The organism is Nonomuraea cavernae, from assembly GCF_014646355.1.
Lineage (GTDB): Bacteria > Actinomycetota > Actinomycetes > Streptosporangiales > Streptosporangiaceae > Nonomuraea > Nonomuraea cavernae.
In genome coordinates, this window is record NZ_BMNH01000005.1 from 17,518 (window position 1) to 43,158 (window position 25,641).

30 protein-coding genes and 2 tRNA genes are annotated in these 25,641 nt (G+C 66.7%); 17 read left to right on the forward strand and 15 right to left on the reverse strand.

Translation table 11 applies throughout. The features are described 5' to 3' along the window. Positions 1–16 precede the first annotated feature (16 nt). Positions 17–214, forward strand: coding sequence for a helix-turn-helix transcriptional regulator (locus tag IEY82_RS11250; protein ID WP_308015978.1), 198 nt, complete (start codon positions 17–19; stop codon positions 212–214). Then, a complete protein-coding gene (locus IEY82_RS11255; protein WP_189124012.1) occupies positions 214–1,626 on the forward strand; it encodes a tyrosine-type recombinase/integrase in 1,413 nt (470 codons plus the stop codon). The genes IEY82_RS11250 and IEY82_RS11255 overlap by 1 nt, the downstream gene beginning before the upstream one ends. A 75-nt stretch (positions 1,627–1,701) precedes the next feature. Here IEY82_RS11255 and IEY82_RS11260 read toward each other — a convergent pair whose 3' ends face one another. The 4 genes from IEY82_RS11260 to IEY82_RS11275 form a co-directional block, all read right to left on the reverse strand. Further along, on the reverse strand, positions 1,702–2,760 hold the full coding sequence (locus IEY82_RS11260; protein ID WP_189124013.1) for a restriction endonuclease: 1,059 nt from the start codon (positions 2,758–2,760) through the stop codon (positions 1,702–1,704). Next, a complete protein-coding gene (locus tag IEY82_RS40140; RefSeq protein WP_189124014.1) occupies positions 2,757–3,287 on the reverse strand; it encodes a hypothetical protein in 531 nt (176 codons plus the stop codon). Before IEY82_RS40140 ends, IEY82_RS11260 begins: the two co-directional genes overlap by 4 nt. A 345-nt stretch (positions 3,288–3,632) precedes the next feature. Further along, complete coding sequence (locus IEY82_RS11270; protein ID WP_189124015.1) at positions 3,633–5,384, reverse strand: AIPR family protein; 1,752 nt, start codon at positions 5,382–5,384, stop codon at positions 3,633–3,635. Positions 5,385–5,808: 424 nt separating this feature from the next. Beyond that, positions 5,809–5,884: transfer RNA gene (locus tag IEY82_RS11275), tRNA-Arg, on the reverse strand. Positions 5,885–6,035: 151 nt separating this feature from the next. Here IEY82_RS11275 and IEY82_RS11280 point away from each other — a divergent pair. Both IEY82_RS11280 and IEY82_RS11285 read left to right on the forward strand, forming a co-directional pair. Further along, positions 6,036–6,578 carry a hypothetical protein gene (locus IEY82_RS11280; protein ID WP_189124016.1) on the forward strand — a complete coding sequence of 181 codons (543 nt, stop codon included), beginning with the start codon at positions 6,036–6,038 and terminating at the stop codon, positions 6,576–6,578. A gap of 222 nt (positions 6,579–6,800) precedes the next feature. After that, entirely contained in the window at positions 6,801–7,907 is a 1,107-nt protein-coding gene (locus tag IEY82_RS11285) for a M15 family metallopeptidase (protein ID WP_225263084.1), read from the forward strand. 47 nt (positions 7,908–7,954) lie between these two features. On the opposite strand, the gene IEY82_RS11290 is transcribed toward IEY82_RS11285, so the two are convergent. Both IEY82_RS11290 and IEY82_RS11295 read right to left on the reverse strand, forming a co-directional pair. Then, on the reverse strand, positions 7,955–8,527 hold the full coding sequence (locus tag IEY82_RS11290; protein ID WP_225263082.1) for an SAF domain-containing protein: 573 nt from the start codon (positions 8,525–8,527) through the stop codon (positions 7,955–7,957). Beyond that, the gene (locus IEY82_RS11295) at positions 8,524–9,330 is read right to left on the reverse strand and encodes an S-methyl-5'-thioadenosine phosphorylase (protein ID WP_189124017.1); all 807 of its coding nucleotides are present in this window, start codon (positions 9,328–9,330) and stop codon (positions 8,524–8,526) included. Before IEY82_RS11295 ends, IEY82_RS11290 begins: the two co-directional genes overlap by 4 nt. A gap of 202 nt (positions 9,331–9,532) precedes the next feature. On the opposite strand from IEY82_RS11295, the gene IEY82_RS11300 reads away from it, so the two are divergent. Then, positions 9,533–9,772 carry a hypothetical protein gene (locus tag IEY82_RS11300; protein ID WP_189124018.1) on the forward strand — a complete coding sequence of 80 codons (240 nt, stop codon included), beginning with the start codon at positions 9,533–9,535 and terminating at the stop codon, positions 9,770–9,772. Here the strand turns inward: IEY82_RS11300 and IEY82_RS11305 are convergent. The 3 genes from IEY82_RS11305 to IEY82_RS11315 form a co-directional block, all read right to left on the reverse strand. After that, the gene (locus IEY82_RS11305; RefSeq protein ID WP_189124019.1) at positions 9,769–10,083 is read right to left on the reverse strand and encodes an FmdB family zinc ribbon protein; all 315 of its coding nucleotides are present in this window, start codon (positions 10,081–10,083) and stop codon (positions 9,769–9,771) included. The genes IEY82_RS11300 and IEY82_RS11305 overlap by 4 nt on opposite strands. 68 nt (positions 10,084–10,151) lie before the next feature. Further along, positions 10,152–11,657: a potassium/proton antiporter gene (locus tag IEY82_RS11310; RefSeq protein WP_189124020.1), complete on the reverse strand. Its 1,506-nt coding sequence runs from the start codon at positions 11,655–11,657 to the stop codon at positions 10,152–10,154. A 23-nt stretch (positions 11,658–11,680) separates the two neighbouring features. Then, entirely contained in the window at positions 11,681–12,250 is a 570-nt protein-coding gene (locus IEY82_RS11315; RefSeq protein WP_189124021.1) for a 5-formyltetrahydrofolate cyclo-ligase, read from the reverse strand. A gap of 24 nt (positions 12,251–12,274) precedes the next feature. Here IEY82_RS11315 and galU point away from each other — a divergent pair, with 24 nt between their 5' ends. The 9 genes from galU (at position 12,275) to IEY82_RS11360 (ending at position 18,653) form a co-directional block, all read left to right on the forward strand. Then, positions 12,275–13,177: a UTP--glucose-1-phosphate uridylyltransferase GalU gene (gene galU / locus IEY82_RS11320; RefSeq protein ID WP_189124022.1), complete on the forward strand. Its 903-nt coding sequence runs from the start codon at positions 12,275–12,277 to the stop codon at positions 13,175–13,177. Further along, positions 13,164–14,351 (forward strand): molybdotransferase-like divisome protein Glp, encoded by a 1,188-nt coding sequence (gene glp / locus IEY82_RS11325; RefSeq protein WP_189124023.1) that lies wholly within the window; start codon positions 13,164–13,166, stop codon positions 14,349–14,351. Before galU ends, glp begins: the two co-directional genes overlap by 14 nt. Next, entirely contained in the window at positions 14,348–14,818 is a 471-nt protein-coding gene (gene moaC, locus IEY82_RS11330) for a cyclic pyranopterin monophosphate synthase MoaC (RefSeq protein ID WP_189124024.1), read from the forward strand. Before glp ends, moaC begins: the two co-directional genes overlap by 4 nt. After that, positions 14,815–15,291, forward strand: coding sequence for a MogA/MoaB family molybdenum cofactor biosynthesis protein (locus IEY82_RS11335; RefSeq protein ID WP_225263080.1), 477 nt, complete (start codon positions 14,815–14,817; stop codon positions 15,289–15,291). Before moaC ends, IEY82_RS11335 begins: the two co-directional genes overlap by 4 nt. 79 nt (positions 15,292–15,370) lie before the next feature. Then, on the forward strand, positions 15,371–16,015 hold the full coding sequence (locus IEY82_RS11340; protein ID WP_189124025.1) for a GNAT family N-acetyltransferase: 645 nt from the start codon (positions 15,371–15,373) through the stop codon (positions 16,013–16,015). A gap of 124 nt (positions 16,016–16,139) precedes the next feature. Further along, positions 16,140–16,736 (forward strand): divisome protein SepX/GlpR, encoded by a 597-nt coding sequence (sepX, locus tag IEY82_RS11345; RefSeq protein WP_189124026.1) that lies wholly within the window; start codon positions 16,140–16,142, stop codon positions 16,734–16,736. A 50-nt stretch (positions 16,737–16,786) separates the two neighbouring features. After that, a tRNA-Ala gene (locus IEY82_RS11350) sits at positions 16,787–16,860 on the forward strand. Between the two features lie 169 nt (positions 16,861–17,029). Further along, entirely contained in the window at positions 17,030–18,094 is a 1,065-nt protein-coding gene (locus IEY82_RS11355) for an SDR family NAD(P)-dependent oxidoreductase (RefSeq protein WP_465263519.1), read from the forward strand. A 10-nt stretch (positions 18,095–18,104) separates the two neighbouring features. Further along, positions 18,105–18,653, forward strand: coding sequence for a MerR family transcriptional regulator (locus tag IEY82_RS11360; protein WP_189124027.1), 549 nt, complete (start codon positions 18,105–18,107; stop codon positions 18,651–18,653). A 24-nt stretch (positions 18,654–18,677) separates the two neighbouring features. On the opposite strand, the gene IEY82_RS11365 is transcribed toward IEY82_RS11360, so the two are convergent. Next, positions 18,678–19,076: a hypothetical protein gene (locus IEY82_RS11365; RefSeq protein WP_189124028.1), complete on the reverse strand. Its 399-nt coding sequence runs from the start codon at positions 19,074–19,076 to the stop codon at positions 18,678–18,680. A gap of 175 nt (positions 19,077–19,251) precedes the next feature. Beyond that, positions 19,252–20,166, reverse strand: coding sequence for an alpha/beta hydrolase (locus IEY82_RS11370; protein WP_189124029.1), 915 nt, complete (start codon positions 20,164–20,166; stop codon positions 19,252–19,254). A 108-nt stretch (positions 20,167–20,274) separates the two neighbouring features. On the opposite strand from IEY82_RS11370, the gene IEY82_RS11375 reads away from it, so the two are divergent. Beyond that, positions 20,275–20,721, forward strand: a complete 447-nt coding sequence (locus IEY82_RS11375; RefSeq protein ID WP_189124030.1) for a MarR family winged helix-turn-helix transcriptional regulator — start codon at positions 20,275–20,277, stop codon at positions 20,719–20,721. A 103-nt stretch (positions 20,722–20,824) separates the two neighbouring features. Here the strand turns inward: IEY82_RS11375 and IEY82_RS11380 are convergent, their stop codons facing one another. Then, positions 20,825–22,378: a carboxylesterase/lipase family protein gene (locus IEY82_RS11380; protein ID WP_189124031.1), complete on the reverse strand. Its 1,554-nt coding sequence runs from the start codon at positions 22,376–22,378 to the stop codon at positions 20,825–20,827. Positions 22,379–22,597: 219 nt separating this feature from the next. Next, entirely contained in the window at positions 22,598–22,810 is a 213-nt protein-coding gene (locus tag IEY82_RS11385; RefSeq protein WP_189124032.1) for a hypothetical protein, read from the reverse strand. 180 nt (positions 22,811–22,990) lie between these two features. Here IEY82_RS11385 and IEY82_RS11390 point away from each other — a divergent pair, with 180 nt between their 5' ends. Both IEY82_RS11390 and IEY82_RS11395 read left to right on the forward strand, forming a co-directional pair. After that, complete coding sequence (locus IEY82_RS11390) at positions 22,991–23,185, forward strand: hypothetical protein (RefSeq protein ID WP_189124033.1); 195 nt, start codon at positions 22,991–22,993, stop codon at positions 23,183–23,185. Between the two features lie 48 nt (positions 23,186–23,233). Further along, the gene (locus IEY82_RS11395) at positions 23,234–23,869 is read left to right on the forward strand and encodes a dihydrofolate reductase family protein (RefSeq protein WP_189124034.1); all 636 of its coding nucleotides are present in this window, start codon (positions 23,234–23,236) and stop codon (positions 23,867–23,869) included. Positions 23,870–23,892: 23 nt separating this feature from the next. On the opposite strand, the gene IEY82_RS11400 is transcribed toward IEY82_RS11395, so the two are convergent. Then, positions 23,893–24,381: a hypothetical protein gene (locus tag IEY82_RS11400; protein ID WP_189124035.1), complete on the reverse strand. Its 489-nt coding sequence runs from the start codon at positions 24,379–24,381 to the stop codon at positions 23,893–23,895. A gap of 52 nt (positions 24,382–24,433) precedes the next feature. Next, on the reverse strand, positions 24,434–25,402 hold the full coding sequence (locus tag IEY82_RS11405) for an ankyrin repeat domain-containing protein (protein ID WP_189124036.1): 969 nt from the start codon (positions 25,400–25,402) through the stop codon (positions 24,434–24,436). Between the last annotated feature and the right edge of the window lie 239 nt (positions 25,403–25,641).

Below are 25,641 nucleotides of genomic sequence, written 5' to 3' on the forward strand. Positions count from 1 at the left end.
CCGCAAGGAGTCGCACTTGGCCACCGGCACTACCCAACGAGGAATGCTCACCCTCGCCGACCTCTGCACCGAACTCCAGATCTCCCGCTCGACCTTCTACGACTGGCGAGCCAAGGGCCGCGCCCCGCGCTGCCTCAAGCTGCCCAACGGCGATCTCCGCATCCGCCGTGCCGACCTGGATCGCTGGCTCACCACGATGGAGGACGCCGCCTGATGAAGGACATCACCTACAACGTCCGCGTCTACGCGATCGAGACCCGCAAGAACGCGGCCGGCAAGGTCACCTCCTACCGCGTGGCCTGGCAGACCACCACGAAGACCTGGAAGCGCTCGTTCAAGAACGCCGCCCAGGCCGACACCTTCCGCGGCTCCCTGCTCACCGCCGCCCGCAGCGGCGAAGCCTTCAGCACCCTCACGGGTGAGCCCGTCTCCTGGGGACGTACCGACCGCCCGGAGATGAGCTGGTACGACTTCGCCTGCAAGTTCGCCGACATGAAGTGGAAGAACGCCGCCGCCAAGTACCGTCAGGACATCGCTCGCGCCCTCACCGCTGCCACACCTGCCATGTACGCCACCACTCGTGGCAAGCCAGACGACCGTGCCCTGCGCTCAGCCATGCACCGCTGGGGCTTCAACACGAAGCAACGCCAGGAGGCGTCCGACGAGACTGGCGCCATGCTGCGCTGGCTGGCCGACAACACCAAGCCCGTCTCGGCACTCATCGACGACGCTGGCCTTATTCGTGACCTATTGGAGTCCGCCACGTCCCTGCTGGACGGCACCCGCGCCGCTCCTAGCACCGTACGCAAGCACCGCATGCTGCTGTCCAACGCCCTCGACTACGCCGTGGAACTCAAGCTCCTGCCCGCCAATCCGATCAAGACGCTGAAGTGGAAGCCGCCAGCGAACGCCTACGAGGTGGATCGCCGCAGTGTCGTCAACCACGCCCAGGCCAAGGCACTCCTTGCAGCTGTGGCCGTACAGAAGCCGAGCGGCGAACGGCTCACGGCGTTCTTCGCCCTCATGTACTACGCTGCCCTACGCCCCGAGGAGGCCGTCAACCTCCGCCGAGATAACGTCACCCTTCCACCGCTGCACAAGAACACAGAGACCGGGCAGATGGAGGAACCAGCCAACGCCTGGGGAGAACTCCACCTCCTCAAGGCTGCGCCCTACGCCGGGCGAGACTGGACAGACAGTGGCCAGGCACGAGAGGAACGCGCGCTCAAGCACCGCGCGGTCGGTCACAGCCGGACCGTGCCGATCCCGCCGCCGCTGGTGCGCATCCTGCGCACTCACCTCACGACCTTCGACAAGGGGCCACATGGTCGCCTCTTCTACGGCGTCAAGGTCGGCGAACTACCGTTCATCACCTACCGCCGAGCCTGGAAGGCCGCGCGCAAGGCGGCCCTGACGGACAAGGAAATCGCTTCACCGCTGGCCGCTCGGCCGTACGACCTACGCCATGCCTGCGTCTCCATGTGGCTCAACGCCGGAGTCCCCGCACCCCAGGTAGCCGAATGGGCCGGACACAGCGTGGATGTGCTCCTCCGTATCTACGTCAAGTGCATCGTCGGCCAAGACGAAGCCGCCAAGCGCAGAATCGCTGTTGCTCTTGCCGAATAAGATTGCATATGGGGAGCCCGATGAATGTCGGGCTCCCCATGCCTTCACGCCTACCAGGTAGCGAACTCGTACTGATCACGGCAACCAGAGACCGCTACCGGAGGTTCTCATAGCCGTCAACCAATCTTTGAGAGCAGTTCGATTTACTTCCTTCACTGGGTAGCTTCTGGTCTTTACGACCTCTCTCGCTCCAGGCGCCCAGTCAGCCGTGGCTACCAGCAGGCCCTGCTTGGCCCCTTCCCACATCACATCCGCCGCTAGAGCCTTGACAACGACTTTTTGAATCTTATGTTTTTCTCGCTTACATTGCACGATAATTGTCGGTGCTGAGTCCTCATCTATTGTTCCGGACTCCCAGATTCTTAGATCAACGCCGTTATCATTTCTCCCCGCGCCGAGTTCGACCTCAAAGCCCTGTCGATGGAAGTGCTCGGCTGTAAGTGCTTCGAACTTTCTCCAGTTGATCTGACCGATCTGATTGAAATTGGCAACCAGGTAGTCTATGAATCGCTGATCGAAGAATCTGCCGTATGTGGCGATAGTGGATTCTGAGTCGAATAGCTCGGCAAGTTCTAATGAATCCTGCCAGACCCTTTCGGGGGCACCCAATGGGATTACGCTTCTTGTATATCTGAAAGCCAGCTCTTCAAATGCTATTGCAACCGCATCACCCAATGCCTGCCCTGCAAGTTCGCGGGCTTCTTCGATGATTTCTCGAACACGCTCTGGCTCAACGTGGATCGGCATAATGTATGCAGCCAGCGGGAACGAGCCCAGACTTTCAAGGTGAGGCTGTCCCACGGGATAATATATGTGCCCGATCATGAACTCCGTGGCACGGATTGCTAGATCAAAGTTTCCCAGTCTTTCGCTGATTCCAGCAACGATCGGCTGGTCGATTGCTCGCAGGGCACCGTGGAACCCGAAGTTCTCGAGAACTGCCGCCTTCAGCCTGGAATGTACTGCTTTATATTCGACGCTGGTTCCCAGGTAGCGCTCCACTAAGTATAAGTTCTCCTTGGCGGCTTGCTTGATCTGATTGTCAGTTGCTGCTAGGCCGAGTTTTATCCCGATTACTTCGGATAGGAGCTCTATGAATGAACGGTCGTTGACCCAGTCCCATGGCTTGCTCATAGTGGCCCTTCTTTAGGCTCTTCGCCCTCATCGAGCTGCTGTTCTTCTCCACTGTTTGAAGACCTGTTGATCAATTGATCAAGCTTCTTCTGCATATCGACGATGGCGTGCACCAAGTATTCGCGGTTCGAAAGGAGATTCTTGATATCTTGGTTGGCGCGCTCCAAAGCTTTCCTGGAATCGGCCACAACCTCGACAGCACTCTGTATTGCTTCCTTAGTGTCAACGCCGTATAGCTGCTTATAGAGGCGATCCATGCGCTGTGCCCACTCGCCGTTGAGTCCATCCGCGCCCCGATCGTGGCCAGAGGACCAAGTAGACAAGTAGGTTTCCAGAGGAGTCTGGCCAGGAGCCTTCATCTTGCGGAGTTCGGTGACGGTCCAGGCGGACGCCTCTTCTACGGCGTGCAGGGCGGTGAACTGCCATTCATCACCTATCGCCGCGCCTGGAAGGCCGCTCGCAAGGCGACCTTGACCAAAGAGGAGACCGCCTCCCCACTGGCCGCCCGACCGTACGATCTCCGGCACGCCTGTGTGTCCACCTGGCTGAATGCTGGGGTGCCGGCGCCTCAGGTGGCCGAGTGGGCAGGCCAAAGCGTGGACGTGCTGTTGCGGATCTACGCGAAGTGCATCGTCGGTCAAGACCAGGTCGCTACAGTAAGCGTCGGATCTCCAACGCTCTCGACGAAGGATCGCGTGGGAGCTGTGAACAAGACCCGCCGCAAACGGCGTGACAGCTGAACACGGTTGACGCGAAGTAGGGCCCCTGGCTGGCGTTTTGCTGGTCAGGGGCTAACCGCGCTTGGCTGTCAGCTCATGGGGTGTGAAACGAGAATTACACGCGGCCAGCCTTGCCTAGAGAGGGCGTATCGACTAGAAAACAACTTTCTCCGCGAAGGGCGCATATGTGGCGGCGTTGATTCTGCGAGCAGAAACCACCAACGAACGGAAGCTATTCACGGCCTTGGCAACCGCCTCTCGGTTTCGCAAGGCTCCCGGTGTGGTCAATGGCTCCTTAAGCTGATCAGGGGCGAGCGCCAGCAGGGACTCAACTATCGGCTCCCAGACACCTATCGCCTCGGGAACCGTCAGGTTGGCCTTGAAGCGTAGAGCGTACCTATCGCTAATCGCCGAGGCCAGTACGGTTTCAAACGAAGCGCCAATAGCTTCCACGACAAGCATAATGGACCCCCGCAAACCGAACCATTCCAAAAGGTCGATTTGGTCGGCTGTTCGCTGTTGCGGGAGGACCTGTCCAAGTTGAGTCTTCTGTTCCTCCACGGCACGTAGCAGGCTAGAGACGAAGAGGATATGGGATGCATCAATGCGGTCAGGAAAGATGCTGCTGTAGATTGCGTCCTGTTCCCATATCTTACTTTTCTCGTGATATGCGATATCAGATCCTCCATGGAAGGCGGCCAGCGCCTGCGCCGCGATCGAGGTTGATAGCTGATTTTCACCTGGCCTTCTGATGACGTCTTCAGCCCCGCCTCGACGTCCTCCGGTGTAGCCGACAACGCCCAATGTAGCGAATTCCTTGACGAGGCGCGTCTGGATGCCGTCGTTACTACGGAAATCTGTCGCTTGGGTTGGATTCTGTCGGTTGTTGTACCGGACAATCCTTAGGACCGTCTCGGGGTCGTTGCATTGAATAAACCGCGCCATCAGGCGGCTAGCCCCGACCTCGCTTGCTGTAATAGATCCGATTGCTCCTGTTGTCTGGGCGCCGTTGACAATTGTGAGCCCAGTAATTTCGACAGTTCCGCTACTTGGATCGAATCGAAAATTGTGAACTAGAGCAGTGATGCCGTTGTTGTAAGGCCAAAGCTGTCCGGGTTCTTCGCGCACGGTCTGCTGAATACCGTTGTTAATGTTGCTCTGTGATCTGCGACTCCCTAGGTAGCCGCGCACATTCGCCGAAAACAGATCTGCGCCGTAAATTTGATATTTTTCATGAACCCAAGACGCGGGTACGCTGGTGCACAATGCCGTCCACTTGTCTCCGGTCTCTTCGAATGCACCCGGCACTTGGACGGTGAATGAGTCGGAGACCAGTATCGGGGTGCGCGATGCCACATAGCGATCATTTAGTCGAGTCCGACCATACTCAACTGAAGATACATTGATACCAACGTCCGGATAGTTCTGCCTTAGCAGCGCCCGCGCGCCATCGCGTGCAGCAATCAGCTCTAGCTCGACGTTTTCCGATTCTGGAAGGTTGTGAACGTACCAAATTTCGAGTTCATCGATCGCAGCATCGGTGAGCGCTTCATGCAATTCACGCCAAGCACTCAAGAGGACTTCTGACACCCCAACCGGCTCATTCTTGCTCAGTAGCCAATTGACGGCTTGACCTAGGCTCGCAGCTTTAGCTGCCTTCGCTTCTGATTTGGTGGGGTTCAGGGACTCGTAGCCCTGCGCGAGAACAACTCGGCTGGTGCCGCGATCAATATAAAGGAGATCGCAAGCCTTGTCGTTCGAACCGTCAGTAAGAGCTGAAGTCGCGACCGTCTCGATGTCGTCGATACCGTAGACCATCTGGAGGGCAAAGAGTAGACGCTTGTTACTGCTGTATTTGTCAAGGTCAACTCGTTGCAACAGGGCCACTTCTAGTGTGTCGGTCATCTCACCAACATACCGTTTTAATGTAGAGCTACTGGTAAGTAGCGACGAATCGATACGGTAGCGGCAGGAGACGCGAATTATGTCTGCTGCGGGCGGCCGGCGTGAGCGTTACGTTTCCGTGATCGTGATGACCAGTTGGCCGTCGCCTCGCCAACTGGTCGCGCAGGCAAGCGCCGCAGGGTCGTCTTCTACATCCGTATCGGCCCGCCCTTCAGGGCGAACGTCCAAGACAGCATGTCGCCCCCCCAGCTGGCCAGGTCGCGCGGGCAGCGGACCGCGGATTCAGCGAGTGGCCGAAGTCGTGGGGAGGCATTGGGGAAGGCGGGTCGGTGACGATCGTTGACAGCCGGACACTGCCGGACACATCAAAAATCCCTCGACCCGCGTTTCCGCTGGTCAAGGGCGCTTTGCTGCTGGTCGAACGTGGTGCCCCCGGCAGGATTCGAACCTGCGGCACCCGCTTTAGGAGAGCGGTGCTCTATCCCCTGAGCTACGGAGGCGGACTCCCGTAAGCCTAGCGAAAGTCAGGCACTGCGTGGACCACCCGCCAGACACGACTTCGCCCCGGCAAGTCATGGCTGCTCTGAGCCGCGGTAAAGACCTGCCCACCGTCCCCCGTACAGGCCGTGGGGCGTGGCTACCGTCGGCCGGGTGACCAGAAGGCGGCGGCAGGAAGTGCATCGGAGGCCGGTGGTGTTGTTCGCGGCGTTGCTGGCGCCCGCGATCTTCGCCGGCGGGTTGCTGGCCGGCGAGCTCGGCCGTTTCCAGGAGGTGGAGGTACAGCGGGAGGTGAACGCCGGAGCCGGCGGCCGGCTGCCGCTGGAGCCGGTGCTGTTGCCCGCCCCTTCTCGCCCCGACCGGCGTTACAAGGACCTGGTCCCGGCCTTCGTTCCGCCGGCGCCCTCACCCATCCCCTCACCCGTCCTCACTCCCATGCCGACGCCGATGCCGGTGCCGACGCTTGGTGTCAGGGCGTCGCCCACCGTGCCGGTTCCCGTGAGCCGGGAGGAGTCGGTGCCTGTGGAGGAGCGGGAGGAGTGTGCGGGGGAGTGGGAGGACACCTGGTTGTGGGAGGTCTGCAAGGATCGCGAGCGGGCGCCGGCGCAGAAGGCCTCCGCGAGTGCGTCGTTGCCCGGGTTGCTGGGGCTGTCGTCCGGCGGAAGGCGGTCGTCGGCCGAGAGGGGGGCCAGGTGATGATCGAACCGCCGGCCCGTTCGCGGCGTACCCAAGAGTAGGACGCGATCTACCCAACAGCAGGACGGGCGCATCGGTCGAGTCGCAGATGACTCGACTCTGTCGTACAAAACGTTCTTTTGTGTCATAACGGCTCGCTGGAGTTCGGTCCGGACACTTGGGGGGCTGTAGTAACGTGCGTGCCGGACCCAGGTAACGAGCCCGCAAACGGAGGAGTCGGACGTGCCATCCCCACGATCAGCGGGTCTGATCGCGGTTGTCATGGTGGTGACGTCCCTGGTCGCGCTTCCCGCGAGAGCCGCGTCTCCCGCGAAAACCGCCGAGAACGTGCTCCTCGTCAACGCCGCCGGAGCCGGCGGCAAGGATCCGTCCAATCTGACCGAGCTGCGCAAGGAGGCCGAGAAGTCGGCCAAGGAGCTGGAGGAGGCGACCAGGGCGCTGGAGAAGCGCCGGGCGAGCATCGCGGCCTCCGAGAAGGAGCTCAAGACGAAGCTCGACTCCCTCCAGCAGGCCGAGTCGCGGCTGCAGTTGATGCGCCAGCCGGTGTCGGAGATGGCCGAGCTGCTTTACCAGCAGCCGGTGGGCGCCGACGGGGTCGCCTCGTTCCTCGCCGGTGATGCCAGCAAGGACACCTTGCGGGCGATGGCGAACGTCACGCAGATCGTCCGGGAAAGGCAGCACGCCGTCGAGCAGACCGCTGTGCTCACCCGCGACACGCAGCGGCTGGCGAGTGAGGCGCAGGAGCTCCGGGCCGACAACCTGCTGGCCGAGGCGCAGATGTCGGCCGAGGTCGACACGCTCAGACAGCGCTCCGACAAGGTCGTGAAGTCGTTGACCGCGGCCCTGGTGAAGCTGGGCATCAAGATCGACAAGGTGGGTACGGCGGCGCTCAAGTGCAATCCGCTGCGGATCGCGACGGCCAACAGCTATCCGAACGGCTTGATCCCGAGCAACATGCTCTGCCCGTTGCAGCAGAGGGGGCACAGCCTGCGGGCCGACGCCGCGATCGCGTTCGTCAGCCTCAACGAGGCCTACCGCCGGCGCTTCGGCAGGTACATGTGCGTCACCGATGCCTATCGGAGCCTGGCCGAGCAGCAGTCGGTCTACTATCGGCGGCCCGGGTTCGCGGCCGTGCCGGGGCGCAGCAACCACGGCCTCGGACTGGCCGTCGACCTCTGTGGCGGGATCGAGAGGTTCAGGTCGGTGGAGTTCGTGTGGATGGAGCAGAACGCCAAGAGGTATGGGTGGTTCCATCCGGACTGGGCCTACAGCAGCCCGTTCGAGCCGTGGCACTGGGAGTATGACCCGAAGATCGACTCGGTGCTCTAGACGTCTCCCGCATGGATCCGCTCATGCGGGAGATCGCGGCAGGATGGTCACGGTAAGTCAGGGTTGATGGTGATCGAGAGGTGGCCGCCGGTCTGGGCGGCCGCCAGTCGGGCCGCCTGGTCGGGGGTGGTGGCCAGCACGATCAGGGCGCCGTGGTCGTCGTCGGCTCTGGGGATGGTGATCACCTTGACGTCGTCGGCGACCAGCTCGGCCGGCTGCCCCTCCCAGGCGGCGAGTACGCCGATGGTGGAGCCGGGGGAGATGAGGCCGGCCACGTCGGCGTCGGCGATGCGCACCGGAGTGGCCACGCTGCCGGCGGGCAGCCGCAGCGAGTGCAGCAGCCGGACGTCGGTGAGCGGCTCGCCGCGCCGCATCGGCCCGGCCAGCACCCGCCCGGTGGCGCCTGAGCGCAGCGCCCCGTCGGGGGGATGCTCCAGCGCGACGGCGCGCAGGTCGCCGGGCCCGAGCACGCCCGGCGACAGGTCGCGTGCCGCCACCAGCACCAGAGGCCCCGAAGCGGGGCGTATGGCGAAATATCCGAGCAGAACGGCGAAGCCTGCCACAACGGCCGCCACCAGCCGGCGGCGCCGCCCGAGCCGTCGTGGCCAGGCCCGGATCACGGCAGCTCGATGGGCAGCTTGAGGCCGTCGAGCGTGGACCCGCACGGGCAGGTGCGCTCGGCGGGCAGTGCCTGGACCGCGTCGGACACCAGGGTGCGCATACGCGCCACATTCTGCGCGAAGAACTCCAGCACCTCCTCGTGCGTCACGCCCTCGCCCGCCTCGATCCCCGCGTCGTGGTCGGTCACCAGCGACAGCGTGGTGTAGCAGAGCGCCAGCTCCCGGGCGAGCACCGCCTCGGGGAACCCGGTCATGCCGACGATGGTCCACCCGTTGGAGGCGAACCACCGAGACTCCGCCCGGCTGGAGAACCGCGGCCCCTCAATGACCACGAGCGTGCCTCCGTCGACCGTCTCCCAGCCCCCCGAACGGGCGGAGGCGACGGCCACCGCGCGCCCCGACGGGCAGTAGGGGTCGGCGAACGACACGTGGACCGCGCCGCCCTTGTCGTAGTAGGTCTGTACGCGCCCTGACGTGCGGTCGACGATCTGGTCGGGGATCACGATCGCGCCGGGCCCGTGCTCGGCCCGCAGCGAGCCCACGGCGCTGGGCGCGAGGACCTGACGCACGCCGAGCGAGCGCAGCGCCCAGAGGTTGGCGCGGTAGGGGATGTCGTGGGGCGGGAACCGGTGGTCACGCCCGTGCCGGGGGATGAAGGCGACCGAACGCGAGCCGATGCGGCCGACCGTGACCACGTCGCTCGGCGGCCCGTAGGGGGTGGTGAGCACTCTCTCTTCGGCGTCGTCGAGCAGGGAGTAAAACCCCGAACCGCCGATGACGCCGATCTCTGCGCTATTGACCATGGCGCCGAGAGTAGTGGCAAGGGAGGAGGGGGAGGAGGGCCCGAACGTGGCTCTGTGGATAACCTCGCCACGCCGGACGACGCCGGACGACGCCGGACGACGCCGGACGACGCCGGACGACGCCGGACGACGCCCGACCACGCCGGACAATTCATCACACCGGACAGCGTCGTCGCGCCACGTATCCGTACAGTCGCGATGAGTGAGATCGGTCGTGTGCGGCAGAGGCGTCTCGGGCTCGTCATCAGCGCCGACGCTCGGCAGCCTGCGCCTGACCTCGCGGGGGCAGGAGTCGGCACTGCGGCTGCTGTGCTCGTCACGCGAGGGTCTGAGCAGGCTAGTGGCCGACTGGGGGCCGCATCCGCAGATCGAGCAGCTCTGCGACGAGCTGACGCCCGAGCTGCTGGGCGCGTTCGCCGACCGGCCGGCCGGCCGGGGTTAGCTGGACGCCGCGGCGGGGGCGGCGGGCGTCGACGCGGTGGTCGAGGACGAAGAAGACGAGGGCGTGGTCGAGGACGTCGAGGTCGACTCGGCCGCCTTGCCGCTGGTGGAGGTGGTGCTCGCGGGCGTCGAGGACGACCGGTTGTCGGTGCGGTAGAAGCCGGAGCCCTTGAACACGATGCCCACGGCGGAGAAGACCTTGCGCAGACTGCCCTCGCACGCGGGACATACGGTCAGCGCATCGTCGGTGAACTTCTGAACGACTTCGAGCTGGTCACCGCAGTCGTTGCAGGCGTACTGGTAGGTCGGCACGCGCCCCTCCTTCAGGTTCTGGCACTCGAGCGATGCGACTGCTAATGGTAACCGATTCGGTCAAACACCTATTCCACTCCCTGCTCTCTGTACCACCCGGCGAGCTTGCCCCGGCGGCTGACCGCGCGCAGGCGGCGTTCGACCTGGTCGCGGCAGGCCGCGGTGGCGACCACGAGGAGCTGGTCGTCGGACCGGATGCGGGTGGACTCGGCGGGTACGAACGATCTGCCCTCGCGCACGACCAACGTCACCGCGGCCCCCGCCGGGAGGCGCAGCTCGAAGATCTCCACGCCGTGCAGCTGGGACCCGGGCGGCACCTTGACCTGCAACAGGTCGGCGTTCAGCTCCTCCAGCGGCGCCGACTCCACCTCGAGGTCGTGCGCCTCGCCGGGAGCCGTCACCTTGAGGACCTTGGCCACGAACGGCAACGTCGGCCCCTGGAGCAGCGTGAACACGATCACGATGATGAACACCTCGTTGAAGATGAGCTTCGAGCCCTCGACCCCCTCCGCCCACGGGATCGTGGCCAGCACGACCGGGATCGCGCCGCGCAGCCCCGCCCACGACAGGAACGCCTGCTCGCGCCAGCTGATCCTGCTCAGCCGCAGCACCCGTGCCAGCAGCGCGCAGAATGCCACCGACGCCGGTCGTACGAGGAGCACGAGAAGAGTTCCCGTGATCAGACCGGGGACGATGGCCGAGGGCATCTCCTTGGGGGTGGCGAGCAGGCCGAGCATGACGAACAGCCCGATCTGCGCCAGCCACGCCGAGCCCTCCGCGAAGCCTCTGGTCGCCGCCCGGTGCGGCAGCCGCGAGTTGCCCAGGATCAGCGCCGTCAGGTAGATGGCCAGGAAGCCCGAGCCGTGCAGCAGCACCGCGCCGGCGTAGGAGACGAAGGTGAGCGCCAGCGCCGCGATCGGGTTGAGGCCCGAGGCCGGCAGGGCGACGCGGCGCAGCGCGTAGGCGCCGGCGGGGCCCACGACGAGGCCGACGACGGCACCGATGAGCAGCTCGATCGTGGTCTCGAGGACGAACGAGCCGACGCTCGGCGGGTTGGCGGCGGCGGTGCTCAGCAGCACCACGGCGATCACGGTCGGCGCGTCGTTGAAGCCGGACTCGGCCTCCAGGATGCCCGCGAGGCGCGGCGGCAGCGGCAGCCGGCGCAGCACGGAGAAGACCGCCGCGGCGTCGGTCGGGGCCAGCACCGCCGCGAGGATCAGCGCGGTCGTCGGCTCCATGCCCAGCAGCCAGTGCACGAGCAGGGCCAGGAACGCGATGCTGACCGCCACGCCCACCGTGGCCAGGATCAGTGCCGCCGGCACCGAACGCTTGACGTGGCTCCAGTTGGTGGTCAGACCACCCTCGGCGAGGATCAGCGCCAGCGCGGTCATGCCGATCTGCCGGGCCAGCTCCGGGTTGCTGAACGGGATGCCGAACCCCGCGTCGCCCAGCGCCAGCCCGAGCCCGAGGAACAGCAGCAGGCTCGGCAGGCCGCTGCGATGGGCGATCCGGACGGAGCCGATGGCGGCGATGACGATGACAGAACCAAGAAGGAGCCAGACGTCGATCGGCATCCGGCCCCCTCTCGAATGTTCGGTCACATAAGACTAATGAGTCCCTCAGGGCTGATCACCCAGCGGACCCGCTGGTCGTGTTCCTCGGTGGGGATGCCGTCGATCAGCTCGCCGTCGTGCAGCAGGGCGACCGTGGGGACGTTCGGGCCGACCCTGGCCAGGGCCCGGTCGTAGGAGCCGCCGCCGCGGCCCAGCCGCACCCCCGTACGCCGGTCGACGGCGAGGGCGGGGACGATCACGAGGGCGGCGGTGCGGATGGCGTCGACGCCGCGCCGCGTGTCGACCGGCTCCATGATCCCGAACCGGCCCGGCGCCAGCGTGTCGGGCCCGTCGTAGACCGCCCAGTCGAGGTCGTCGTCCTCCCGCAGGACGGGCAGGATCACGGTCGCGCCGTGCTTCCACAACGCGAACACCAGCCCGTGCGTCTCCGGCTCCGTGCCGACCGACCAGTAGCAGGCGACGAGCCCGGCCATCTGCGCCCACGGCTGGTCGAGCAGGGTCTCGCGAATCTTGACGGAGTTGGCCCGGCGCTGCTCGGGGGAGAGGCGGGCACGCGCCGACATGACCTGGCGGCGGGCGTTCAACTTGTCCACAGGTACCTCCACTAGGGTCTATGCATGGCTGACTTCGACCCTGTGACGAAAGCCGTGGTGCCCGCCGCGGGTCTGGGCACCCGGTTCCTTCCGGCGACCAAGGCGACACCCAAGGAGATGCTGCCCATCGTCGACAAGCCCGCGATCCAGTATGTCGTCGAGGAAGCGGCCTCCGCCGGGCTCCTCGACGTTCTCATGGTCACGGGCAAGAACAAGCGCTCGATCGAAGACCATTTCGACCGGGCGTTCGAGCTGGAGGAGGTGCTCGAAGCCAAGGGCGACGAGCACAAGCTGTCCCAGGTCCGTGAGCCCGCCGCCCTCGCCACCCTGCACTACGTGCGGCAGGGCGAGCCCAAGGGCCTCGGCCACGCCGTCCTCTGCGCCAAACAGCACGTCGGCGACCACCCGTTCGCCTGCCTGCTCGGCGACGACCTGATCGACTACCGCGACGAGCTGCTCAAACGCATGATCGAGGTGCGCGACCGGTTCGGCGGCAGCGTCATCGCGCTGATGGAGGTGCCGAAGGAGCAGGTCTCCCTGTACGGCGTCGCCACGATCGAGGCGACCGACGAGGACGACGTCGTCCGCGTCACCGACCTGGTCGAGAAGCCGCCGGTCGACGAGGCGCCGTCCAACTGGGCCATCATCGGCCGATACGTCATCGACCCCGCGGTGTTCGAGGTGCTGGAGAACACCCCGCCCGGCCGCGGCGGCGAGATCCAGCTCACCGACGCGCTCCGCACGCTCGCCGGATACTCCTCCGACAAGGGCGGGCCCGTGCACGGCGTGCTGTTCCGGGGGCGTCGCTACGACACCGGTGACAAGCTCGACTACCTGCGCACGGTGGTGAAGTTCGCGGCCGACCGGCCCGACCTGGCGCCCGACTTCGTCCCCTGGCTGCGAGAGTTCCTCGATGAAATCGGTTGACGCGCACCTGGCCGACATCCTGGCCACCGTACGCCCGCTCGCGCCGCTGGAGCTGGAGCTGGAGCGCGCCCTGGGCACGACACTGGCCGAGGAGGTGACCGCGCCGCTGCCGCTGCCGCCGTTCGACAACTCCGCCATGGACGGCTATGCCGTACGAGCCGCGGACATCGCCGAGGTGCCGGTCACCCTGCCGGTGATCGACGACGTGGCCGCCGGGTCCGACGAGCTGCGTGCCGTCGGCCCCGGCCATGCCGTGCGGATCATGACCGGCGCTCCGGTGCCGGCGGGCGCCGACACGGTCGTACCGGTCGAGTGGACCGACGGCGGCACCGCCTCGGTCACGATCGAGCGCACCACCGGTCCCGGCAACGCGATCCGCCGGGCCGGCGAGGACGTCCAGGCGGGTGAGGTGGTGCTCGCGCCGGGCACCGCCATCGGCCCGGCCCAGCTGGGCATCATCGCCGGGGTGGGCCGCCGCCGCGTCTGGGTGCGTCCCCGCCCCCGGGTCGTGGTGCTCGCGACCGGCGCCGAGCTGGTCGAGCCGGGCCTGCCGCTCGGGCCCGGGCAGATCTGGGATTCCAACAGCTTCACCCTGACCGCCGCCGTCCGTGAGACGGGCGCCGAGGGCTTCCGCGCCGACACCGTCGGCGACGACCCGGCGGCCTTCCTCGACCAGCTCGACGCGCAGCTGGTGCGCGCCGACGCGGTCATCACCAGCGGCGGCGTCTCGATGGGCGCCTACGAGCCGGTCAAGGAGGCGCTCGGGCCGCTCGGCACGGTCCGTTTCGAGAAGGTCGCGATGCAGCCCGGCATGCCGCAGGGGTTCGGCGTGGTGGGCGAGGACCGGGTGCCGATCTTCGCGCTCCCCGGCAATCCGGTCTCGTCGTACGTGTCGTTCATGCTCTTCGTACGGCCGGCGCTGCGCAAGATGTGCGGGCTGCCGGCCGGGCCGCCCGAGACCGAGACCGCGCACGTCATCGGGGCACTGCGGTCGCCGCAGGGGCGGCGTTCGTTCCTGCGTGGCACGCTGGCCTCCGACGGCACCGTGTCGCCGGTGCGCGGGCAGGGCTCGCACCAGTTGGCCGCGTTGGCCTCGGCCAACGCGCTCATCGTGGTGCCGGAGGACGTGACCGAGGTGCCGTCGGGCACCGCTGTGGAGGTGATCCGGCTGTGAGTGAGTTCACCCATCTCGACGAGACGGGCGCGGCGCGGATGGTCGACGTGTCGGCCAAGGACATCGGCGCGCGCACCGCCACGGCCACCGGGCGGGTGCTGCTGTCGTCCGCGGTGGTGGAGTTGCTGCGGTCGGGAGAGGTGCCCAAGGGCGACGCGCTCGGGGTCGCGCGGATCGCCGGCATCATGGGGGCGAAACGGACGCCCGACCTGATTCCGCTCTGCCACCCGATCGCGTTGCACGGGGTGAAGGTCACGCTCGACGTCGAGGACTGGGGGGTGGCGATCACCTGCCGGGTGAAGACCGCCGACCGCACCGGGGTGGAGATGGAGGCCCTGACGGCGGTGTCGGTGGCGGCGCTGGCCCTGATCGACATGGTCAAGGCGGTGGACCCGGCCGCGGTCGTCACCGATGTGCGGGTGGAGGAGAAGACGGGCGGCAAGACCGGTGTCTGGACGCGGCCGTGATCCGGGCGCTCGTGGTGACCGTGTCGAACCGCGCCTCTGCCGGCATTTATGAGGACAAGTCGGGGCCACTTCTCGTGTCGCTGCTCACCGAGGCCGGGTGCGAGGTCGAGGGGCCCGTGGTGGTGCCCGACGGCGAGCCGGTGGAACGGGCGCTGCGGGAGGGGGTCTCCGCCGGATACGACGTGATCGTCACAACGGGTGGCACGGGGCTGACGCCGACCGACCTCACGCCGGAGATGACCGCCCGGGTCATTTCTCGGGAGATTCCCGGTATAGCCGAGGCCATCCGCCAGGCGAACCGCGACAAAGTGCCCACCGCCATCCTCTCCCGTGGTCTCGCCGGCCAGGCGGACGACACGATCATCGTCAATCTGCCCGGCTCCTCCGGCGGCGTACGCGATGGCGTCGCCGTACTCGCTCCTGTGCTCCGGCATGCGGTGGAGCAGGTACGCGGTGGCGATCACCCGCGCTGACACCCCACGATTCGGTGTGCTCAGGGTCACCAGTGATGGTCCGTGGCGACATCGTGCCCGATAGGGGGATGATGAGAACGTGGATCGACTTCGTGGCTGGCCTGCGACCCTAGCGGAGGGATCGGTCGGCCTCCGGCCGCTACGGCTGGCCGACGTACGAACATGGCGCGAGACCCGGCTGCGCAACGCCGACTGGCTGCGCCCCTGGGAGCCCAGCAACCCCGAGACGCCGCTCTTCCGCACCGGTCTGGGCCCGTACGTCTCCATGGTCGGCACGCTGCGCCGCGAAGCCAGACAGGGCCTGGCGCTACCCTGGGTGATCACTTACGGTGGCCGCTTCGCCGGTCAGCTGACCGTCGGCGCCATCGTCTGGGGCTCGGCCCGCTCCGCCCAGGTCGGCTACTGGATCGACGGCGCCATGGCCGGCCGGGGCATCACCCCCACCGCCCTCGCCATGGCCGTCGACCACTGCTTCTTCACCACCGGGCTGCACCGCCTCGAAGCCAACATCCGCCCCGAGAATCAAGCCAGCCGCAGAGTGGTTGAGAAGCTCGGATTCAGGGAAGAAGGCATTCGGCGTCGTCAACTCCACATCGATGGGGCCTGGCGCGACCACATCTGTTACGCGTTGACCGTCGAGGACGTTCCCGGCGGGCTGCTCGTACAGTGGCGTCGCGCGCGTGAAGCAGCCGCTCACGGTGGGTCTCCAGTAGAAGAGGTTTGACGATCTCGCGACACACCGCACCGAATGCTCGTCAATCAGTGACACGCGGTCTTACGGTGCGTGACGTGAGCACATCGAGAACGCCGACGACACCAAGGCGTTTTCGTCGTGCCCGGAGGTGGTCGTGAGCAGCGTCCTCCTCTATCTGGCCATCGTCGTCATGTGGCTGTGCGTGCTGATCCCTATGTGGCTGCGCAGGGACAAGACCAACCTGGCCGAGCTGGTCGAGCTCGAGGAACACTACACCGGCGAGCACCAGCTGCCCGACCTCGAACACTTCGCGATGGACACGGGAGAGGTCGCCGAATCCGACGACGACGCCATGCCGCTGGAGAGCGAGCGGATCGACCCCCGGCAGTTCAGGGCCCGGCGCCGCGCCATCATCGTGGCCCGGCGCCGCCGCCTCCTCTTCTTCACCGCGCTCCTCGTCATCGCCTCGGTGGTGACCGCCTCGGTCGACATGATGCCGTGGTGGGGGGTCGCCCCGGCCGTGGTCGTCATGCTGTCCTATCTGGCCTTCCTGCGCATCGCCGTACAGGTCGACCAGGAACGCCGCCAGCGTGCCGCCCAGGCCCGCGCCCGCCGGCACCGCGAGCAGCGGCACGCCGAGCGGCTCGCCGCCGAGCAGGCCGAGGCCGAGATCATCGATCTCGCCGCCCGGCAGGCGGACGTACTCTTCGACCAGTACGCCGAACCGCCGAGGCGAGCGGTGGGCGACTGAAACGGTGGCGCGAGAACCTCTTGGAGTTTGCTAACCTGGTCGAGGTTCATGGGGATGTAGCGCAGTCCGGTAGCGCACTTCGTTCGCATCGAAGGGGTCAGGGGTTCGAATCCCCTCATCTCCACCCAGGTCAAAGGCCGCTTCCCGGTTGTGGGAGGCGGCCTTCTGCGTAACTGGGTGACTACGTGTCCTCAGCCATCTCCGCGGTGATGGCCCACCGTTCGTGGTCTCTCCATGCGCCGTTGATGTACTGGAAGGCTGGCGAGTAGCCCTCTCGACGGAAGCCGAGGCGCTTGACCAAGTTCAGCGACGGCGTGTTGTGCGGTGATTGTCGCGGAGAAGGCTTCGAACTCGGCGGGTGGGACGTGGCCGAGCTCGCCGTGAAGGCGGCGCTGGTTGAACCAGTCGATGTACTCGGCGACGGCAATCTCGACATCGTTGATGCCGGTCCATGGGGTTTTGCGTTCGAGCGCGCTCGAAGTCCTAGCGTTACCGCCATGACGACACAGACCTGGATCATCACCGGCGCGTCCCGCGGTTTCGGGCGCGCACTGGCGGAGTCGGCGCTCGCGGCGGCCGACCAGGTGGTGGCGGCGGTGCGCCGGCCCGAGAGTGTGGCCGATCTGGAGGCCAAATACCCGGACAACTGCCTGATCGCGAAGTTCGACGCCCGAGACATTGCCGCGGCCGCGGACCTCGTGCGGGACACCTTCGACCGCTTCGGTCAGATCGATGTGCTGGTCAATAACGCGGGCCGGGCCGTGGTCGGCGCGGTCGAGGAGGTCAGCGACGCGCAGCTGCGCGAGTTGATGGATCTGCACCTGTTCGGCCCTGCCGCGCTCGTCCGCGCAGTGCTGCCCGTGATGCGCGAGCGGGGCACCGGGACGATCGTGCAGATGAGCAGCCAGGGTGGGCGGACGTCGTTCCCCGGCGTGTCGGCGTACTCCGCGTCGAAGTTCGCCCTCGAAGGCTGGTCCGAGGCCCTGGCTGGGGAGGTCACGCACTTTGGGATTCGGGTGATGATCGTCGAGCCCAGCCGGTTCAGGACTGGCTTCAACGGGGGTGACGTGCTCGAGTTCGTTGAGTCGTCCGCGACTTACCGTGACTTGCTCGCTGACGTCCGTGCGGACATGGCCGGGACCGACGGCCGTCAGGAAGGTGACCCGGTGCGGGCGGCCGAGATCATCGTGTCCCTCGCGCACGGCGACGAGGTGCCGCTGCGGCTGCCGCTGGGGCGCGAGGCGGTCGAGCGTATCTCGGGTGCTTACCGGCGCGGCCTGGACGAGGTCGAGCGGTGGGCCGAGACCGCCCGCAGCGCCGACTTCGAGGGTGTCCCTGCATCGGTACGGCCCATTTAGGCTCCTGGTCATGGCCACCGACGATTTGATGACCAGGGCGCTCGAAGCGCTTGGGGACGATGGTCCGCTATCGGTCGAGGCGATCCACCGCCTCGCCGACCTGGGCGATCTGCCCGAGATGATGACGATCGCCGAGGTTGCCGACCTCCTCGACATCTCGCCTCACACGCTGCGCTATTACGAGCGGGCCGGGCTGGTCGAGGTGGCCCGCGACGGCAACGGCCATCGCGTCTACGACGCCGAAGTGGTTCGGCGCATGGTGTTCCTCACCCGGATGCGGCTGTCCGGTATGCCGATGCGTGACCTGCGGCACTACATTTCGCTCGTCGACTCCGGAGCGCACACGGTGCCCGAGCGGCTTGATGTGCTGGTCGAACATCGCGACACCATCCGCCGCCGGATCCGTGAGCTGACCCTTTCCCTCACCGCGGTCGAATACAAGATTGCCACGTACGGGGGCTCGACCGGGCCGGACGTTCAGACCCTCGGCACCACCACCGGTACCGACCGCATGGCGATGCCGGACGAGCCGCTGCGACGGGCAGTCCCGGCAGAGTGAGGGACGCCGACGCTCGCCGGGCTGCTAGTGGTAGTCCGGCCTCCTTCCGATCTCCGGCCACAGCCCCTGCGGGAAACGATCACCTCCCTGCTGGGAAACGATCTTCAAGGCCTCGCATTCGCCAAGCTCAACCTTCTGCTTCGGCTGGAACCGCCATAGTGCGACCTTGCGGACTGAGTCTCGGCCCGTCAGATAGCCGTACATCGCGAGCATGGCGTCCTGCTTGTCTCGCGTGAGAAGCGTGTCCGAGGCTATTGCTTGTTCAACCTCGTTCGAGAGCTCTATCGCGTGGTCCCAGTACTGGCCCAACGGGATTTCAAGAACGCCGAAGCCTTGACGAAGCTCCTCCACGACGCGGGCGGTCGCGTCTCCGTCGTCGGGTTCTCCCTCGGCGCCCAACTGACGGTCCTGCTCGCCGCGCACCGGCCCGAGCTCGTGGAACGCGTGGTCGTGGTCAGCGCCAGGCGCGGATGCGCCGGTTCTTGTGCGCCGACAGGTTGTCCAGGATCGAGCAGATCGGGCCGCCGCCGAGGCGGGCGGCCCGGCTCACCGTCCTACTGCCGCTTCGCGGTGGGGCGAGGCGCTTGTGTCATCCGCGTCAGTGGACCGATTCGAGGTCGTCGACGCCCAGGTGGGCGGTGAGGAAGTGGGCGGCGCGATCGAGTGCGGCGTCCGCCTCATCGAGGCGGCCGTAGTGGTGCTGGAAGACGTGCGGGAGGCCGGCCCCGACTTCGAGCGTGACCTCGACATCGTCGGCGCCCGCGCGGCCGGCCAACCGGATCGCGTCGTCGAGCAGCACCTCGTTCGCCCCGACCTGTACGAGTAGCGGCGGCAGTCCGGTGAGGTCGGCGAACACCGGGCTGGCCAGGGGATGTGCCCGGTTGTCTGCGCCGACATAGAGATCGGCGTAGGCGCGCACGTCGGCCTCGGTGAAAATGGGGTCGACGTCCTCCTTGGAACGGATGCTTCCTCCGGCAAGGGTGAGGTCGACCCAGGGAGAGAAGACGACCACGGCGGCCGGTTGCGGCAGCCCGGCCTCCCGGGCCGCGAGCAGCGTGGCGATGCTCAAGCCGCCACCGGCGGAGTCACCGGCCATGACGAGGTCGCGCGGGTCGGTACCCGCCGCCAGCAGCTCGCGATAGGCCGCGAGCCCGTCGTCGACGGCCGCGGGAAAAGGGTGTTCGGGCGCCAGCCGGTAGTCCACCGACATCGCTCGCAGCCTGGCGCGGCGGGCCAGTTCACCGACCAGCCCCGCATGGGTGTCCGGTGAGCCGACGACATAGCCGCCGCCGTGCAGGTAGAGCAGCCGCCCGCGGCTGGAGGCTTCGGCCGGTTCCAGCTCCAGGGTCGGCCGCCCGCCCAGGACGGTCCTGCGGGTGATGACGTCCTTTGGCGCCGGACGGGTGAGGGCTGCGATGAACCCGCTGCGCTGCTCCTCGACGGTGGGTCGCGTCTCGCTGCGAGGGGCGGAACGGAGCAAGGCGTCCAGGGCGTCGCGTTGCTGTTGGGACATGTCGGGCTCCATGGGTTGTGGTGTGAGAATGGATTCCTGGGAATCCGTCTGCCTGAGCCCAACCAGATTCCAAGGAAGATGATTCCCGGGAATCTATCGGAGGTTATTGTGAGCTACGTCACTCCGATCTTCAGCGACCTCGTCCGCGTCGAGACCCGGCTCTACAACGCGGTGAGCGCCCGGCTGCGCGCCGAACACGGGCTGGGGCTGGGACAGTTCGAATTCCTGGAGATCATCGACCGCGTGCCGGGATGCCGCGTGCTCGACATCGTCGGCGAACTGGCGATCACCGTGGGGGCCGTGAGCAAGGCGGTCGACCGGCTGGTGACCGCGGGCTGGTGCCTGCGAGTCGCGCACCCCCAGGACCGCCGCTCGTCCGTCCTCCGCCTCACCTCCGAGGGTGAGAAGCAGCTGGCCGCTTCCCGCCCCACCGTCGAAAGCGAACTCATCTCGCTGACCGCGACGGTTCCCCCTGGCGACCTGGCCCTCATCGCCTCAACCCTGGCCACCCTGCGCGCGACCCTCGAAGCGGGCTCCCACGGCCGGCCGGGCTGAGGAGACATCACCTGCTGAGCTTCCCCGTTTTTCCGGAGGCGCTGGGAGCGCGTGAAGGGCTGGCGGCAGGGATCACCGTGCCCCCTGATGGGTGTCCGCCAGGTCAGTGGCTGGACAGGCGGTCCCAGAAGGCCAGTTCGTGGAGGGCGTCCTGATCGTAGACGCCGACGCCACCGGGGCCTGGGGCCAGGCGATGGACGTGCCCGGTGCGCACGGGGCTCCAGCGCGGCAGGCCAGGAGCGTTGGGGTCGCCGGTCGCCGCGAAGCGCGACCAGTATGTGATCATCATGTCGCCGAGCTTCCGCTGCTCGCGGGTGAGCGGGGCCCCGGGGAACAGGAACGACAGTTCCGATCCGTGCGAGGCGAGCGGCTCCACGCCACCGGGAAGGGGGAAGATCGGCGGCGCGGTACGGTCGGCGAACCCGTAGGAGTAGACCGGGGTGTGCTCACTGAGCATTCGGTCACTGGCACGACCGGCCCACGCCCAGTCGAGATCGCTCATGATCGCCGCTACGGCTTGCGTCGGCCGCCCACGGGACGGGTACTTCGCCGCGATCGCCGCGGCGTTGTCACCGAAGATGTGCCGCAGGCCCTCCTGGTATCCCTGCTCGGTGAGACCGGGGAAGATCAGCGCGGTGAACAGGGTCCCCTCGTCACGGGTGATGCCGGTGAGGATCGGCACGCGGTGGAAGCGGCCCTGCGCGAAGACGGTCGCGGGATCGGCAGGCAGCACGGCGTTGCCGTAGCCCGGAAGGGCGAGCGGCTCCTGCGCGAGGAGCTTGGAGACGGGCTTGCCACGCAGGCAGGTGACGGCTGTCTTCGGATCGGTGCAGCCGAGCGCGGTGGCGGTGGTGGCTCCGTGCGCCTCGTGGGCGGCCTTGGGAACCCACATCGGGAGGTCCACGACCGGCCTCAGGCGGCTGCCGGTGAAAGCGGTCTGGGAGCAGAACGTGCTTTGGGTGATCGCCCGGTGGAAGAGGCCGGCGGCGGTGGGCGACGCCAGGTGGGCGCACACCGAGTGCGCTCCGGCGGACTCCCCGAACAACGTGACGTTGCGTGGGTCGCCTCCGAAGGCCGCTACATTGCGCTGGACCCAGCGCAATGCCGCCTGCTGGTCCTCCAGCCCGTAGGCCCCGTTGCCCGCCAGTCCGGGATGCCCGAAGAAGCCGAACACGCCAAGCCGGTAGTTGACGGTGACCACCACGACGTCGCCGCGCGTGGTCAGGCGGGTGGCGTCGTAGTCGCTGCCGGCCCCCTTCGTCAGGCTGCCGCCGTGCAACCAGACCATGACGGGCCGGGGGCGGCGCGGAGTGGCCGAGCGCGGGACGGTCACGTTGAGGTACAGGCAGTCCTCGCTGTCGCTGGCCGGCAATCCCCACAGATCCGTGGACTGGGCGCACCTGTCACCGGGGCGTGTCGCGGCGCGGACACCACGCCAGGCAGTCACCGGCTGGGGCGACTGCCAGCGCAGGTCGCCGACCGGAGCAGCGGCGTAGGGGATGCCCTGGAAGATCCGGTGGTCCCGGGCGACCTCGCCTCGCACCCAGCCCGTATCGGTCCGTACGACATCCCGCGAGGCCGCATCCGCCGGCGCGGCCCCTGCCATGACGAATGCCAAACTTAAAACAGCTGAGCTGAGAGTACGCATCAATGTCATGCCGCGAGCCTAGGGACGGCGGTACGAAGGGGTAATGGCGCTGAATTCCGGCCTGGGGTGCACCTAGATACACCCATACCAGCGATCAGCCCTGGTCCAGGCTCTCTCTGTCTCACAGCAGTCTGACAAAGAGGGGGGCCGTCGTCGGTTTCTCCACGACTGGGCTGGGGGGAAGTCGGCGAACACAGCCCGAGCGCGGTCGTTGCGGCCGCGGGAGCCTCAGGTCGTGGGTGACAAGCGCAAGCCCTCGCCCGCGGGCTGGGCGAGGTAGAAGATGGTCTCCTCCTTAGTGGTGAACCGCTTGCGCTGCTCGGTGCCGCTCTTGTCGGTCCAGGTGCCGAGGAAGCCTTCATCGAGGTCCGAGATCGAGCCGAGCAGCCCTGCCGGACGAGGGACGCCCGTGAGACACGGGCGCGGAAGGGGACGGCTCATCAGGTTGCCGCTAGGTCATTCCACTTGCCGGCCCGGCTGCCCTGGCCGGCCGGACGTTTGTGGTCGGGGGCCATACTGCTTGCTCGCACCATTGCCAGCTCCATCGCGCGAGGTGCCCGTCCAATTCCGACAAAGATCTTTGTGTTGACAATATAAATTGTCGGTGGATACCGTTGGGGCGTGTTCGAAGCCGGGGTGATCGAAGAGGCCGGTGTCGAGGGGGTGGCGCGTGGCCCGATCCGGGCGCGGCCGCCGGTGCTGCCGATGGAGGCGTGCCCGGCGCTCGGCCTGGCGGCGATCAACGGGCTGCTCCGGCAGGAGGCGAACCGCCACCTGGAGATGCTCCGACACCGCAGAGCGGCCCGGCGGCACTGAACACAAAAGAGCCCTGATATGTCGTTTGAATTCCGTGAGGAGAACACCATGGGCATGATTCATATCGACCTGTTCGCGACGGTCGACCTGGTTGGCCAGGCGCCGGGTGATCCGGGCGAGGATCCCGACGGCTTTCCGTTCGGGGGATGGCAGGCGCCCATGTTCGACGAGACGGTCGGCCGGCAGGTCGGTGCCGGAATGGAGGGCATGGACGCCCTGCTCCTGGGCCGCAGGACCTACGACATCTTCGCCGCGTTCTGGCCGAACCAGGTCGACGGCGTCGACAGTGGGATCGCCACGCTATTCAACGGCGTCCCGAAGTACGTCGCCTCGCGGGGCAATCCGGATCTGGACTGGGCGGGCTCGACCCAGTTGGGGCCCGACCTGGTGAGCGCCGTGCACGAGCTGCGTGACAAGCATGAGCACGTCCACGTGATCGGAAGCTTGAATCTGGTGCAGACCCTCCTGCGGAAGCGCCTCTTCGACCGGCTCGACCTGTGGATCTTCCCCATCATGCTCGGCGTCGGCAAGAAGGTGTTCGACGGCGGTGTGGTGCCCGCCAACCTGGTGCTCCTGGAGCCGCCCGTCACCTCGTCCAAGGGCGCCGTGCTCCTGAGGTACGGCCTCGGTGCGGGGACTCCCGGCAGTGGGGACATGCGGCGCGAAGACCGCGGCGTCGGCTGAGCCGAAGAGACCAGCCCGGCCACTCATGAGGTTTGGACTGCCAGCACAGCCCATCTGGCACCATGCGGCGCCTTGATCATCAGCGTCTCTGCTTCCGGTGTCGAAGCGGGGTGATTGTCGACCGTGTACGTCCCGAAGCCGGCGCTGCACTGCCGTACCGTCTTCCAGCCTTTGCGGGGCACGATCATCATCGTTCCCTGGGAGCCGACGCAATCGACAGCGACCTTGTACGAGTTCCCCACCTTCAGCTTTCCGGCCCATTCAGCCTGGTCGCCCGAGTCGGCGACATAATGCAGAAGAATCTTTCCCTTGACTTCTGTTCGTAGATCGACCAAGGGGCGCGTCAGTGTGGAGCTTTCGGACACGGAAGGCGCGCGAACATGCGTGGACGGGTTCGAATTCGCAGGTAACCGCGCTGAACAGGCGGCCATGAACAGCATGACCATGATGAAGCCGACCCAAGAGCGGCCGACACGCCCAGCGAGAAGATCAGGAAGCGGCACAGCAAGCACTTCAACGACCTGCGGAGCGGGTGTCCGGGAGGGCCTTTCGTCCTGCCACTGGCTAGCTCCACCAGTCCCGCTCGGGCAGTCTGAGCCAGACGTCGGGTTGATCTGTGATCGAGCGGGCGTCGGTGGGCTGCAGGCCCGCGCCGGCGAAGCAGTAGGCCACTGCTTGTGAGTGGTAGAGGTAGGCGGTGAGGATGTCCTCCGTGGGGTCGTCGTCGGATACGGCGCCCCCGCCGGGATGGGTGTCCCATTCCTCGATGACGCCGTCACGGGCGACGGCTCCCTGGTTGCCGCTCTTGGGGTTGGCGAACATGCCGTAGCAGACGGAGCCGACCGACAAGCGCTTCATGACGCCAGGGGTCGATGCGTTGTATCCCCACGGCTGGAAGACGACGCATCCGCCCGGCACGTCCGTGATGCCGATGAGGGACAGGCTGTCGTCGAAGTCCGAGAACGGGTCATCCGTGATCTCTTCGACGTCGTCTTCATCGGCCGGTGTGGCCTCCAGCCGCCGTGCCGCCTCGGCGGCGGTGATGTCGGCCACACAGGCGACGCTGAAGCCGTCATCTTCCAAGCGGCCCAAGGCGGTGATCAGATGCCTGGCCGCGGCGACGGCGGCGGTCTCGGCGGCAGATAAGCCGGCCTCGCCGGGAGGAAGAGTGAACAGGTCAGGGGTCGGTGTGGCCAGGCTGAGGCGTCCGGGGGACCAGCCGTTCATCATCGGCCGCCACGGGTCCGCTCCGGCGGCGGCCAGGGCGCGGGCGTTGTCGGGGCGGTTGTTGAAGACGGCTTCCCAGAGGGCGGTACGGCCTTCGTGTTCAGCGTCGACGTCGTCGACTCGTTGGGACAGCTCGGCGACCACCTCGGGTGAGCCCTGTTCGGCGGCGGCGTGCAGCGGTCGTCCCTGGATGTACACGCCCGTGTTGGGGTCGGCGCCCGCGTCGAGCCGGGCGCGGATCAGACTGAGGTTCGTCCAGCCATCCCAGCCGATTCCGGACCAGTCGGTTCCATCGTTGACGACCATGACACTCCTTGTGGGGACGTAGGGGATCTTTGGCGGCCGATCATGGCGTACGGGACCGACAACTTCCGGCTGGCGGCCCGCCGGGCTGCTCATCGCGACGGCGGTGTGGGTGACTACCGAGGCAGGCGAAGGCGGACGCTACGGAACGTTGAGGAACCGGCGATGCCGGTCGAGGGGGCGCATCCCCTCGTCTCCACCCAGGGACGGCTGAAGTCGACGGGATCCGTTCGATCGGTTGA

Bases quoted from the DNA above. Each gene is read 5' to 3' on its own strand.
- glp (WP_189124023.1), top strand. From the start codon at position 13,164: ATGAAATCGGTTGACGCGCACCTGGCCGACATCCTGGCCACCGTACGC.
- IEY82_RS11385 (WP_189124032.1), bottom strand. From the start codon at position 22,810: ATGAGCCGTCCCCTTCCGCGCCCGTGTCTCACGGGCGTCCCTCGTCCG.
- IEY82_RS11295 (WP_189124017.1), bottom strand. From the start codon at position 9,330: ATGGTCAATAGCGCAGAGATCGGCGTCATCGGCGGTTCGGGGTTTTAC.
- IEY82_RS11360 (WP_189124027.1), top strand. From the start codon at position 18,105: ATGGCCACCGACGATTTGATGACCAGGGCGCTCGAAGCGCTTGGGGAC.
- galU (WP_189124022.1), top strand. From the start codon at position 12,275: ATGGCTGACTTCGACCCTGTGACGAAAGCCGTGGTGCCCGCCGCGGGT.
- IEY82_RS11260 (WP_189124013.1), bottom strand. From the start codon at position 2,760: ATGAGCAAGCCATGGGACTGGGTCAACGACCGTTCATTCATAGAGCTC.
- IEY82_RS11310 (WP_189124020.1), bottom strand. From the start codon at position 11,657: ATGCCGATCGACGTCTGGCTCCTTCTTGGTTCTGTCATCGTCATCGCC.
- IEY82_RS11255 (WP_189124012.1), top strand. From the start codon at position 214: ATGAAGGACATCACCTACAACGTCCGCGTCTACGCGATCGAGACCCGC.
- IEY82_RS11380 (WP_189124031.1), bottom strand. From the start codon at position 22,378: ATGACATTGATGCGTACTCTCAGCTCAGCTGTTTTAAGTTTGGCATTC.
- IEY82_RS11395 (WP_189124034.1), top strand. From the start codon at position 23,234: ATGGGCATGATTCATATCGACCTGTTCGCGACGGTCGACCTGGTTGGC.
- IEY82_RS11405 (WP_189124036.1), bottom strand. From the start codon at position 25,402: ATGGTCGTCAACGATGGAACCGACTGGTCCGGAATCGGCTGGGATGGC.
- IEY82_RS11270 (WP_189124015.1), bottom strand. From the start codon at position 5,384: ATGACCGACACACTAGAAGTGGCCCTGTTGCAACGAGTTGACCTTGAC.
- IEY82_RS11370 (WP_189124029.1), bottom strand. From the start codon at position 20,166: ATGTCCCAACAGCAACGCGACGCCCTGGACGCCTTGCTCCGTTCCGCC.